At 70.1% G+C, this 12,023-nt stretch carries 8 protein-coding genes; 4 read left to right on the top strand and 4 right to left on the bottom strand.

Going from position 1 to position 12,023, the window contains the following annotated elements:
- Positions 1 to 24: 24 nt before the first annotated feature.
- Genes ABL310_RS16215 through ABL310_RS16225 form a run of 3 tightly spaced genes read right to left on the bottom strand, consistent with a single transcriptional unit; the run spans position 25 to position 4,759 of the window.
- Positions 25 to 1,188: an osmoprotectant NAGGN system M42 family peptidase gene (locus ABL310_RS16215; RefSeq protein ID WP_349368043.1), complete on the bottom strand. Its 1,164-nt coding sequence runs from the start codon at positions 1,186 to 1,188 to the stop codon at positions 25 to 27.
- Positions 1,188 to 2,930 carry an N-acetylglutaminylglutamine synthetase gene (gene ngg, locus ABL310_RS16220; RefSeq protein WP_349368044.1) on the bottom strand — a complete coding sequence of 581 codons (1,743 nt, stop codon included), beginning with the start codon at positions 2,928 to 2,930 and terminating at the stop codon, positions 1,188 to 1,190. The genes ABL310_RS16215 and ngg overlap by 1 nt, the downstream gene beginning before the upstream one ends.
- A gap of 50 nt (positions 2,931 to 2,980) precedes the next feature.
- Positions 2,981 to 4,759 (bottom strand): N-acetylglutaminylglutamine amidotransferase, encoded by a 1,779-nt coding sequence (locus ABL310_RS16225; protein WP_349368045.1) that lies wholly within the window; start codon positions 4,757 to 4,759, stop codon positions 2,981 to 2,983.
- Between the two features lie 123 nt (positions 4,760 to 4,882).
- On the opposite strand from ABL310_RS16225, the gene ABL310_RS16230 reads away from it, so the two are divergent.
- Entirely contained in the window at positions 4,883 to 5,416 is a 534-nt protein-coding gene (locus ABL310_RS16230; protein ID WP_349368046.1) for a MarR family transcriptional regulator, read from the top strand.
- Between the two features lie 59 nt (positions 5,417 to 5,475).
- Here the strand turns inward: ABL310_RS16230 and ABL310_RS16235 are convergent, their stop codons facing one another.
- Positions 5,476 to 5,994, bottom strand: a complete 519-nt coding sequence (locus ABL310_RS16235; RefSeq protein WP_349368047.1) for a fasciclin domain-containing protein — start codon at positions 5,992 to 5,994, stop codon at positions 5,476 to 5,478.
- Between the two features lie 333 nt (positions 5,995 to 6,327).
- Here ABL310_RS16235 and uvrA point away from each other — a divergent pair, with 333 nt between their 5' ends.
- The 3 genes from uvrA (at position 6,328) to ABL310_RS16250 (ending at position 11,840) form a co-directional block, all read left to right on the top strand.
- Positions 6,328 to 9,390 carry an excinuclease ABC subunit UvrA gene (gene uvrA, locus ABL310_RS16240; RefSeq protein WP_349368048.1) on the top strand — a complete coding sequence of 1,021 codons (3,063 nt, stop codon included), beginning with the start codon at positions 6,328 to 6,330 and terminating at the stop codon, positions 9,388 to 9,390.
- 223 nt (positions 9,391 to 9,613) lie between these two features.
- Positions 9,614 to 9,829, top strand: coding sequence for a hypothetical protein (locus ABL310_RS16245; RefSeq protein ID WP_349368049.1), 216 nt, complete (start codon positions 9,614 to 9,616; stop codon positions 9,827 to 9,829).
- Positions 9,830 to 10,034: 205 nt separating this feature from the next.
- Entirely contained in the window at positions 10,035 to 11,840 is a 1,806-nt protein-coding gene (locus tag ABL310_RS16250) for an IlvD/Edd family dehydratase (RefSeq protein WP_349368050.1), read from the top strand.
- Positions 11,841 to 12,023 lie beyond the last annotated feature (183 nt).

The raw sequence follows: 12,023 nt of genomic DNA on the forward strand, positions 1-12,023 counted from the left end.
GGGAGATGGCGGCGTCGCGCCCCCCTACACCCCACTCTCCTCCGCCGGCGGCACCGCCGCCCTCTGCTCCGCCCGCGACATCGGCTGGTGGGTGAAGCCCCGCAGCCCCGGCTGGATCTCGTTGACGTCGCGGGTGATCTCCACCGGCGAGGAGACGTAGGCCGTCATCAGCTCGGCCAGCGAGCGCAGCGCGTGCATGTGGATGCGCTCGTAGCCGTGGGAGGCGTCGATGCCGAAGGTGATCAGCGCGGTGCGCACGTCGTGGCCGGCGACGAGGGCGGCGGCGGAATCCGAGCGGTAGTAGCGGAAGACGTCCTTCTGGAAGCGGATGTCGTTGTCGCGGGCGAGGCGCACCAGCTTGCGGGTGAGGTGGAAGTCGAAGGGCCCGGTCTGGTCGGCCATGGCGATGGTGACGCCGAACTCGTCCGAGTTCTGGCCGGGCGCCGAGACGCCGTTGTCGACGGAGACGATGGCGGCGACGTCCTCGCCGAGCGCGGCGGAGGCGCCGACACCAACCTCCTCGGCGATGGTGAACAGCCAGAACGTGTCGACGTCGGGCTCGATCCCGGATTCGGTGAGCGCCTTGATGGCGGCGAGCATGGCGGCGACGCCGGCCTTGTCGTCGAGATGGCGCGAGACGATGAAGCCGTTCTCGAGGAATTCGGGCTGCGGGTCGATGGCGACGATGTCGCCGACGTCGATGCCGAGCTTGACGAGGTCGTGGCGGGCGCGGCTCATGGCGTCGACGCGCAGCTCGACATAGTCCCAGCCCACCGGCAGCTCGTCGACGCCCTCGTTGAAGGCGTGGCCGGAGGCCTTCAGCGGCAGGATGGTGCCGCGATAGGTGCCCTTCTCGGAGAAGATCGTGGCGCGCGCGCCCTCGGCGAAGCGCGCCGACCAATTGCCGATGGGCACGAGCTCGAGCCGGCCGTTGGCCTTCAGCTGCATGATCTGCGCGCCGAGCGTGTCGACGTGCCCGACCAGCGCACGCGCCGGCTTGTGGCGCTTGCCGGTGAGCTTGGTGCGCACCACGCCGCGGCGGGTGATGTCGTAGGACAGCCCGAGCCGCTCCAGCTCACGGCAGACGTGGCGGACGATCGAATCGGTGTAGCCGGTGGGAGAGGGAATGCCGAGGAGCTCGGCGAGCCTGTCCCTCAGGTACGCCGTGTCGATCGTCAGCCGGTGCATCAGTCTCGTCGCTCGTAGGAATGGGCCTGCCGCACGGCGGCCGGGATGGAGAGGGGGAAGAGCAGGTCCACGAACCGCTCCGCCGTCGGCTGCGGCTCGTGATTGGCGAGGCCGGGCCGCTCGTTCGCCTCGATGAAAGCGTAGGTCGGCTCGTAGGGCGAGGGAACCATGAAATCGATCCCGACCACGGGAATGTCGATGGCCCGCGCCGCCTTCACCGCCGCCTCGACCAGGCGGGGGTGGACGTGGGCGGTGACGTCGTGGATCGTGCCGCCCGTGTGCAGGTTCGCCGTGCGGCGCACGACCACCTCCTGCCCGTCGGGCGCGACGTCGTCGAGGGAGAAGCCCGCCTTGACGACGCAGCGCTCGGTCTCGCCGTCGAGGGGGATGCGGCTCTCGCCCCCCGTCGCCGCCATGCGCCGACGGCTCTGGCGCTCGATCAGCTCGCGGATCGTGCGCTCGCCGTCGCCGACGACGCGCGCGGGCCGGCGCACGGCGGCGGCGACCAGGCGGTAGTCGATGACGACGAGGCGCAGGTCCTCGCCCGCGACCTTCTGCTCGATCAGCACGCGCTCGCACTGCTCCTTGGCGACCTCGATCGCGGCGCGCAGGTCGTCCATGGTCTCGACGCCCACCGCGACGCCCCTGCCCTGCTCGCCCCGCGCGGGCTTGACGACGACGGCGCCGTGCGTCCGCAGGAACTCCGCGAGGGCGGCCTCGTCGCCGCCGGCCTCGATCTGCTCGGGTACGACGACGCCGGCGCGCGCGACGATGCGGCGGGTCACCGCCTTGTCGTCGCAGATCGAGACCGCGACGCCGGTGGTGAGCTCGCAGAGCGCCTCGCGGCAATGCACCGAGCGCCCGCCGTAGGTGAGGCGGAAGAAGCCGCCCTCGGCGTCCGTCACCTCGACGTCGATGCCGCGGCGGCGCGCCTCGTTGGTGATGATGCGGGCGTAGGGGTTGAGGGTCTCCTCCGGGCCGGGGCCGGCGAAGAGCTTCTCGTTGATCGGGTTCTTGCGCTTCAAGGTGAACACGTGCAGGCGCTCGAAGCCGAGCTTCTCGTAGAGCGCGATGGCGTGCTCGTTGTCGTGCATGACCGAGAGGTCCATGAACGCCGCCCCGCGCGCCTTGAACAGCTCGGCCAGCTCGCGCACCAGCGCCTCGCCGACGCCGGGCGCCGTGGCCTGCGGGTCGACGGCGAGGCACCAGAGCGAGGAGCCCCTCTCCGGATCGTTGAAGGCGCGGGCGTGATCGACGCCCGTCACCGTGCCGACGATGGCGCCGGACGCGTCGTCCTCGGCGACGAGGTGGATGATCGCCCGCGAATCCCGCCGCGCCCAGAAGAATTCCGGCGGCACCGGCACCATGCTGCGCCCGGCATAGATGCGGTTCACCGCGTCGGCGTCCGCGCGGGAGTCGAGCCGGCGCACGGTGAAGCCGTGATAGGGCCGCTCGCTCTTCTCGTAGGAGGCGAGGTCGAGCCGGTAGGTGTGGGACGGGTCGAGGAAGATCTCCTGCGGCGCGGCGGCGAGCGCCACGTGCGGGTCGCGCACGTAGACGGCGATGTCGCGCCGGTCGGGCCGCTCGCCGCGCATGGCCTCGGCGAGCTCGGTCACGTCGTCGAAGGTCTGGCCGAAGAGCAGCCGGCCCCAGCCGCAATCGATCGCGGCGTTGGGGCGCGCGAGCACGGCGGCGGGGTCGACGCGGGCGGGATCGGCGTCGGTGCGGTTCAGGTCGGTCATGGTCTGCCCCCGGTTTCCGTCACGGGTGTGCGATTCGGATCGGCCGCGCTTTACAGGCCGTGGCTCTGCAGCCAGGTCTCGAGCAGCGCCACCTGCCACAGCTCCGAGCCGCGCAGCGGCGTGATCGCCGAGCGGGGGTCGTCGAAGAGCCGCTGCAGGTAGGCCTCCGAGAACAGGCCGCGCTCGCGCGCCTTCTGCGAGGTGAGGGTGTCGCGCACCATGTCGAGCGTCGGTCCCTCGATGTATTTCAGCGCCGGCACGGGGAAATACCCCTTCGGCCGATCGATGACGTCGGCCGGGATGACCTTGCGCGCGGCCTCCTTGAGCACGCCCTTGCCGCCGTGCGCCAGCTTGTGGCGGGACGGGATGCGCGCGGCGAGCTCGGCGAGCTCGTAGTCGAGGAACGGCACGCGGGCCTCGAGGCCCCAGGCCATGGTCATGTTGTCGACGCGCTTCACCGGATCGTCCACCAGCATGATGGTGGAATCGAGACGCAGCGCCTTGTCGACCGGGTCGGTCGCGCCGGCTTGCGCGAAATGCGCCTCGACGAAGGCGCGCGCCTCGTCCTTGTCCACCCGCCAGCCCGGGGCGAGATGCTCGTTCAGCCGGGCGTGCGAGCGGTCGAAGAAGGCCTCGGCGTAGTCGCCGACGGGGTCGTTGGAGCCCGCCACCTTCGGGTACCAATGGTAGCCGGCGAAGACCTCGTCCGCCCCCTGGCCGGACTGCACGACCTTGACGTGCTTCGCCACCTCGCGCGACAGCAGATAGAAACCGACATTGTCGTAGGAGACCATCGGCTCGGACATGGCCCGGATCGTCGCCGGGAGCGCGTCCAGCATGTCGGTGGAGGGGATGAAGATCTTGGTGTGGTCGGTGTCGTAGTGCTTCGCGATGAGGTCGGAATAGACGAACTCGTCGCCCTTCTCGCCGTTCGCCTCCTCGAAGCCGATGGAATAGGTGCGCAGGCCCGACTGGCCGGCCTCGGCGAGGAGGCCGACGATCAGGCTCGAATCGACGCCGCCGGAGAGGAGCACGCCCACCGGCACGTCCGCCACCATGCGGCGGGCGACCGCCTTGCGCAGCTCGTCGAGCGTGAGGTCGCGCCACTCCTCGAAGGAGCGCTCCTCGTCCTCGGCCGTGCGGGTGAAGTCGAGCGCCCAGAAGCGCCGCTCGGTGGAGGCGCCGTCGGCCTCGATGACGCGGATCGTCGCCGGCGGGAGCTTGCGCACGCCCTTGATCATGGTCCACGGCGCCGGGACGACGGCGTGGAAGGACATGTAGAATTGCAGCGCCACCGGATCGACCGAGCGGTCCACGCTCTCGTCGGCGGCGAGGATCGCCGGCAGCGAGGAGGCGAAGACGAGGCCGTTCGCCGTCTTGGCGAGATAGAGCGGCTTGATGCCGAAGCGGTCGCGCGCGAGCACCACGCGGCCGCTCTCGCGCTCGTGGATCGCGAAGGCGAACATGCCGTTGAAGCGCTGGACGCAGTCCGGGCCCCAGGCGTGGTAGGCCTTGAGGATCACCTCGGTGTCGCCGGTGGAGAAGAAGCGATAGCCCTTCCCCTCGAGCTCGCGACGCAGCTCCGGATAGTTGTAGATGCAGCCGTTGAAGGCGATGGTGAGGCCGAGCTCGGAATCGACCATCGGCTGCTCGGCCTTGTTCGACAGGTCGATGATCTTCAGCCGGCGATGGCCGAAGGCCACGCGGCCGCGGGCGACCACCCCCTCCGAATCGGGCCCGCGGGGCGCCATCGCATCCGTCATCCGGGTGATGGCGTCGGCCGAAGCCGGGCTGCCGTCGAAGCTGAGCGCGCCGCAAATTCCGCACATGTCGTGGTTTCGCTTTCTCTTGGCCCCCGCCGGCAGCGGGCGCGGTATCTCTCCGGGTTCGTTTGAGATCGAATGTTTACAGCTCGAACGTTTTGATGTCAAATGATCTCCGGAGGTTTTCGCATGACGAACGACGAACGGCTGCGCTTCGTTCCCGCCGGCGCGGCGGCGCCCCCAGCCCCGCTCGCGGGGCTCGCCGAGGCGGATCCCACGGCCGCCGACATCGAGGCGCTGATGAAGGCGATCCGCGTGATCGCGCAGGCCATCGACACGCGCTCCAAGGCGGTCTCGCGGGTCTCGGGACTGACCATCCCGCAAATCGTGGTGATGCAGGCCGTGCGCGCCCGCGGCGAGGTGACGACGAGCCTGCTCTCGCGCCATTGCGATCTCTCGGCCGGCACCGTGGTCTCGATCCTCGACAAGCTCGAGGAGCGCGGTTTCGTCGAGCGCTATCGCAATGCCGCCGATCGGCGGATCGTGCACACGCGCCTCACGCCGGCCGGCGCGGCGGCGCTGGTCGAGGCCCCTCCCCTGCTGCCGCCCGCGGCCCTGGGCGACCTCGCACGCCTGCCGGCGGCCGAGCGCCGGGCGCTGGTCGCGGCCTTCCAGGCGGTCGCCGGCATGCTGAGGGGCGAGGCGGCGGAGCCGGCGGCGTAAGGAAGGGCCGCGCGCGTTCCCGCCCGCGGCCCTCGCGTCTCGGGTGTCCCCCCGAACGATCACATGCCGGGCATCAGCACGCCGTCGATGACGTGGACGACGCCGTTCGAGGCGTCGATGTCGGCCTGGGCGACGGTCACCGTGTTGCCCTGCTGGTCGGTGAGCGTGACCTCGCCGCCCTCGACGCTGGCGGTGAGGGTCTCGCCGCCGGCGGTCTCGATCTCGGCCTGGCCGCCGCCGGCCTCGATCTGGCTCGTGAGGTCGCTCGCCATCACCTCGCCGGCGACGACGTGGTACATCAGCACGCCGCGCAGCTGCTCCTGGTCGGCGAGGAGATTGTCGAGCGCGCCCTCGGGCAGCGCCTCGAAGGCGGCGTTGGTCGGCGCGAAGACCGTGTAGGGCCCTTCGCCGGAGAGCGTGTCGACCAGCTCGGCCTCCTGCACGGCGGTGACGAGGGTCGAGAGGTCGTCGTTGCCCGACGCCAGCTCGACGATCGACTGCTCCTGGGCGAGGGCCGGGGCCGCGGCGAGGGACACGGCGAAGGCCGCGGCGGCGCCGCGGGCGAGAATCGTGTGCATGAAGCTCTCCTTGGTGAATTGGGCTTTTCCTCATGCCCCCCGGCGCGCTCTACAACGCGCGAGTTCGGCTTCGGGTCCGCGTGAACGGCCGGAGAAAATCGGGCGCAGGTCCTGGCCGAAGGCGGATGCGCCGACTTGCGATCGTATCGGTTTTGTTCTAGCCAGGAGGCGGCCCGCCCGAGGGTGCGGCGTCGCGTGCGCGATTCGCAGGGCCGCCGAGCGGCCGGGGCGATGGCGGGCGCGCGTCGGCGCACTATATCGACGCGGTCCGCGGGCGTGCTCTGCGTCCCGAGCCCGCCCCCGTCCGTCTTCCTTTCGACGAGCCTCATCCGCATGTCCGATCTCGACGATCTGTTCGACCGCGCCCGCGCCGGCGATCCCACCGCCCGCGTGATCTCCGTCCGCGGGGCGCGCGAGCACAATCTCAAGAACGTCGACCTGATGATCCCGCGCGACAAGCTCGTCGTGCTCACGGGGCTGTCGGGCTCGGGCAAGTCCTCGCTCGCCTTCGACACGATCTACGCCGAGGGCCAGCGGCGCTACGTCGAGAGCCTCTCGGCCTATGCGCGCCAGTTCCTCGAGATGATGCAGAAGCCGGACGTCGACCAGATCGACGGGCTCTCCCCGGCCATCTCCATCGAGCAGAAGACCACCTCGAAGAACCCGCGCTCGACGGTGGGCACGGTCACCGAGATCTACGACTACATGCGCCTGCTCTGGGCGCGCGTCGGCGTGCCCTACTCGCCCGCCACGGGGCTGCCGATCGAGAGCCAGACCGTCTCGCAGATGGTCGACCGGGTGCTGGCGCTGCCGGAGAAGACGCGGCTCTACCTGCTCGCGCCGGTGATCCGCGGGCGCAAGGGCGAGTACCGCAAGGAGCTCGCCGAGTGGCAGAAGAAGGGCTTCCAGCGCGTGAAGATCGACGGGGCCTATTACGAGATCCCCGACGCGCCGGCCCTCGACAAGAAGTTCAAGCACGACATCGACGTGGTGGTGGACCGGCTCGTGGTGCGCGAGGACATCGGCGCGCGGCTCTCCGAGAGCCTCGAGACCGCGCTCGAGCTCGCCGACGGAATCGCCGTGATCGAATGGGCCGACGAGAAGGACGAGAGCGGCGCGCCCAAGCGCATGACCTTCTCGCAGAAATTCGCCTGCCCGGTCTCCGGCTTCACCATCCCCGAGATCGAGCCGCGGCTGTTCTCGTTCAACAACCCCTTCGGCGCCTGCCCGACCTGCGACGGCATCGGCCACGAGATGCGCATCGACCCGGACCTGATCGTGCCGGACGAGAGCGCCACCCTGAAGCGCGGGGCGATCGCGCCCTGGGCGAAGTCGACCTCGCCCTATTACGGCCAGACGCTGGACGCGCTGGCCAAGCACTACGGCTTCAAGACCAGCGTCGCCTGGCGCGACCTGCCGTCGAGGGCGCGGGAGGTGATCCTCTACGGTTCGGGCGGCGAGGCCGTGCGCATGGCCTACGACGACGGCTTGCGCGCCTACGAGGTGAAGAAGCCCTTCGAGGGCGTGATCCCCAACCTCGAGCGGCGCTACAAGGAGACCGAGAGCGACTGGGCGCGCGAGGAGATCTCGCGTTACATGTCCGAGACGCCCTGCGCCGCCTGCGGCGGCAAGCGGCTCAAGCCCGAGGCGCTCGCGGTGAAGATCGCCGCCTGCGACATCGGCGACGTGAAGCGGCTCTCGGTGAAGGAGGCGCACGGCTGGTTCGAGGCGCTGCCGGCGCGGCTCAACGAGAAGCAGACGGAGATCGCCGGGCGGATCCTCAAGGAGATCCGCGAGCGGCTGACCTTCCTCAACGACGTGGGGCTCGAGTACCTGACCCTCTCGCGCGCCTCGGGCACGCTGTCCGGCGGCGAGAGCCAGCGCATCCGCCTCGCCTCGCAGATCGGCTCCGGCCTCACAGGCGTGCTCTACGTGCTCGACGAGCCCTCCATCGGCCTGCACCAGCGCGACAACGAGCGGCTGCTCGGCACGCTCAAGCGGCTGCGCGACCTCGGCAACACGGTGATCGTGGTCGAGCACGACGAGGACGCCATCCTGCAGGCGGACTACGTCGTCGACGTCGGGCCGGGCGCCGGCATCCACGGCGGCCAGATCATCGCCAAGGGCACGCCCGCGCAGGTGATGGCGAGCCCCGCCTCGCTCACCGGCAAGTACCTCACCGGCGAGATGGCGGTGAAGACGCCGAAGATGCGCCGCAAGGGCCAGAAGAGCCGGGCGCTGAAGGTCGTCGGCGCACGGGGCAACAACCTCAAGAACGTCGACGTCGAGATTCCGCTCGGTACCTTCACCTGCGTCACCGGCGTCTCCGGCGGCGGCAAGTCGACGCTCGTCGTCGACACGCTCTACAAGTCCGTGGCGCGCAAGCTCAACGGCGCCATGGAGCATCCCGCCCCGCACGACCGGCTGGAGGGGCTCGAGCATCTCGACAAGGTCATCGACATCGACCAGTCGCCCATCGGCCGCACCCCGCGCTCGAACCCCGCGACCTATACGGGCGCCTTCACGCCCATCCGCGAGTGGTTCGCGCAATTGCCGGACGCCAAGGCCCGCGGCTACCTTCCCGGCCGCTTCTCCTTCAACGTCCGCGGCGGGCGCTGCGAGGCCTGCCAGGGCGACGGCGTCATCAAGATCGAGATGCACTTCCTGCCGGACGTCTACGTCACCTGCGACGTCTGCAAGGGCAAGCGCTACGATCGCGAGACGCTGGAGGTGAAGTATCGCGGCAAGTCCATCGCCGACGTGCTCGACATGACGGTCGAGGAGGCGCGCGACCTGTTCAAGGCGGTGCCCTCGATCCGCGAGAAGATGGAGACGCTCGCGCGCGTCGGGCTCGGCTACGTCAAGGTCGGCCAGCAGGCGACCACGCTGTCCGGCGGCGAGGCGCAGCGGGTGAAGCTCTCCAAGGAGCTCTCCAAGCGCGCCACCGGCCGCACGCTCTACATCCTCGACGAGCCGACCACGGGCCTGCATTTCCACGACGTGGCGAAGCTGCTCGAGGTGCTGCACGAGCTCGCCGACCAGGGCAACACCGTCGTCGTCATCGAGCACAATCTCGAGGTCATCAAGACCGCCGACTGGGTGATCGACCTCGGCCCCGAGGGCGGCGACGGTGGCGGCACCATCGTCGCCGAGGGCACGCCGGAAGAGATCGCCGCCGCGAAGGCCAGCCATACGGGCCGGTTCCTGGCGGAGGTGCTGGCGCGCCGGCCGATGAAGACGGTCGGCGTGACCGAGGACGCGGCCGGGACGGCGGGCAAGACGCCGACGAAGACGCCGACGAAGGCGGTGGGGAAGAAGGCAGGAGCCGGGGAGAAGAAACCCGCCGCGGAGAAGAAGCCGGCGCGCAAGCGCGCGACGCGTCAGGCGGCGGAATGACACGCCGCCCGGCCCCTCCCCGCAGGGGAGGGAGGAGGCCGAAGGCCGACGGGTGGGGAGGGCCGGGCGCGCGCCCTCCCCTCCGGGCTGCCGATGCGGCCCACCCCTCTGCGGGGCGATGCCGGCGCCCGACATATGTTCCCATTCCAGGAATCTTCCCGCCAAGCTCCGAACTCCTTCGAAGCTCAGGCGTTGTCTCCCCAACACGGAAGGAGGCACGACCATGCTGGACCAGGCGCGGTTCTCTTTGGGCGACAAGGTGCGGCTCGTCGCGGACGAGCGGCAGATGATCCGCATCCACCCCAACCAGATGGCCCTCACCTACGAGGTGATCCGCATCGTCCCCGGCGAGCGCGACGGCGAGGCGATCTACCACATCAAGAGCGAGCGCGAGCCCCACATGCGCGCCGTCGACGAGAGCCGCCTCGCGGAGGCGTGAGGCGGGCCGCCGAGGCGGCCGGAACGGACGGGGACCTCCGCACCGGGGGTCCCTTTTTCATGGGCGCCTTCGCGCGCCGGCATCCGCGCGCCGATGCGCTGGCCGGCTTGCATTTCCCGAACACGAAGGAGCCCGCCGCCGTGTCGACAGGCGCGCAAGCGCGCGTATGATCCCTCTCGAGGAAACACGAGGGAGCAACGCCGCCATGCCCGCAGACCGCCGCATCACGCCCAGCCAGCTGCGCTCGCGGCTGTGGTTCGACAATCCCGAGAACCCCGGCATGACGGCGCTCTATCTCGAGCGCTACCTGAACTACGGCCTCACCGGCGAGGAGCTGCGCTCGGGCAAGCCGATCATCGGCATCGCGCAGACCGGCTCGGATCTCGCGCCCTGCAACCGTCACCACCTCGAGCTCGCCAAGCGCGTGCGCGACGGCATCACGGCGGCGGGCGGGCTGGCGCTCGAGTTCCCCTGCCACCCGATCCAGGAGACCGGCAAGCGCCCCACCGCCGCGCTCGACCGCAACCTCGCCTACCTCTCCCTCGTCGAGGTGCTCTACGGCTACCCGCTCGACGGCGTGGTGCTGCTCACCGGCTGCGACAAGACCACGCCCGCCTGCCTGATGGCGGCGGCGACCGTCGACATCCCGGCGATCGCGCTCAACGTCGGCCCGATGCTCAACGGCTGGATGGACGGGGCGCGCACGGGCTCGGGCACCGTCATCTGGGCCGCGCGCGAGCGGCACGCGGCGGGGGAGATCGACTTCCAGCAATTCATGGACATCGTCGGCTCCTCCGCGCCCTCGAACGGCCATTGCAACACGATGGGCACGGCCTCGACCATGAACGCGCTCGCCGAGGCGCTCGGCATGTCGCTGCCCGGCCAGGCGGCGATCCCGGCGCCCTATCGCGAGCGCGGGCAGATCAGCTACGAGACGGGCAAGCGCATCGTCGAGATGGTGTGGGAAGACCTGAAGCCCTCCGACATCCTCACCCGCGAGGCCTTCGAGAACGCGATCGTCGCCTGCTCCGCCATCGGCGGCTCGACCAACGCGCCGATCCATGTCAACGCCATCGCCAAGCACGTGGGCGTGCCGCTCGATTGCGACGACTGGGAGAGGGTCGGCTTCGAGATCCCGCTCCTCGTCGACATGCAGCCGGCCGGGCGCTTCCTCGGCGAGGAATATTTCCGGGCCGGCGGCCTGCCCGCCGTCCTGGCCGAGCTGATCGACGTCGGCAAGATCCACGAGGGCGCGATCACCGCCAACGGCCATACGATCGGCGAGAATTGCCGCGGCAAGCATTCCTGGGACCGCGAGACGATCCGCCCCTACGAGCGGCCGATGCGCGAGAAGGCGGGCTTCCTCCATCTCAAGGGCACGCTGTTCGAGAGCGCCATCATGAAGACGAGCGTGATCTCGAAGGAATTCGCGCAGCGCTATCTCGAGAGCCCCGACGACCCGCTTGCCTTCGAGGGCCGCGCCGTCGTGTTCGACGGGCCGGAGGACTACCACGCCCGCATCGACGACCCGGCGCTCGGCATCGACGAGGACGCGATCCTGATCATGCGCGGGGCGGGGCCGATCGGCTATCCCGGCGCGGCGGAGGTGGTGAACATGCAGCCGCCGGGCGAGCTGATCCGCCGCGGCGTGCGGGCGCTCCCCTGCATCGGCGACGGGCGCCAGTCCGGCACCTCGGCCTCGCCCTCGATCCTCAACGCCTCCCCCGAGGCGGCGGCGGGCGGCGGGCTCGCCCTGCTGCAGACGGGCGATCGCATCCGCATCGACCTCAACGAGCGCTCGGCCGACATCCTGCTCCCGCCCGAGGAGCTGGAGCGCCGCCGCGCCGATCTCGCGGCGAAGGGCGGCTTCCCCCACCCGGCGAGCCAGACGCCCTGGCAGGAGATCCAGCGCGCCATGGTCGACCAGCTGTCGGACGGCATGACGCTGAAGCCCGCGGTGAAGTACCAGCGCATCGCCTCGACGTTCGGGGTGCCGCGGGACAATCATTGAGGGGTGGGCGGGGCCGGCGCGGAGCCGCGAAAATATCCACGCCGGCCATCTTGGAAACGCCCCATTTCCCCCTTATCTGAACAGCATCGAGTTTTCGGCCGGACGACTTGGCCAGGAGCGCTTCACGGCGCGGCTGACGACCCCTCTACCAAGACATCGATATCCCATGGGCGGGCGCCAGTC

Source organism: Salinarimonas sp. (genome assembly GCF_040111675.1).
GTDB lineage: Bacteria > Pseudomonadota > Alphaproteobacteria > Rhizobiales > Beijerinckiaceae > Salinarimonas.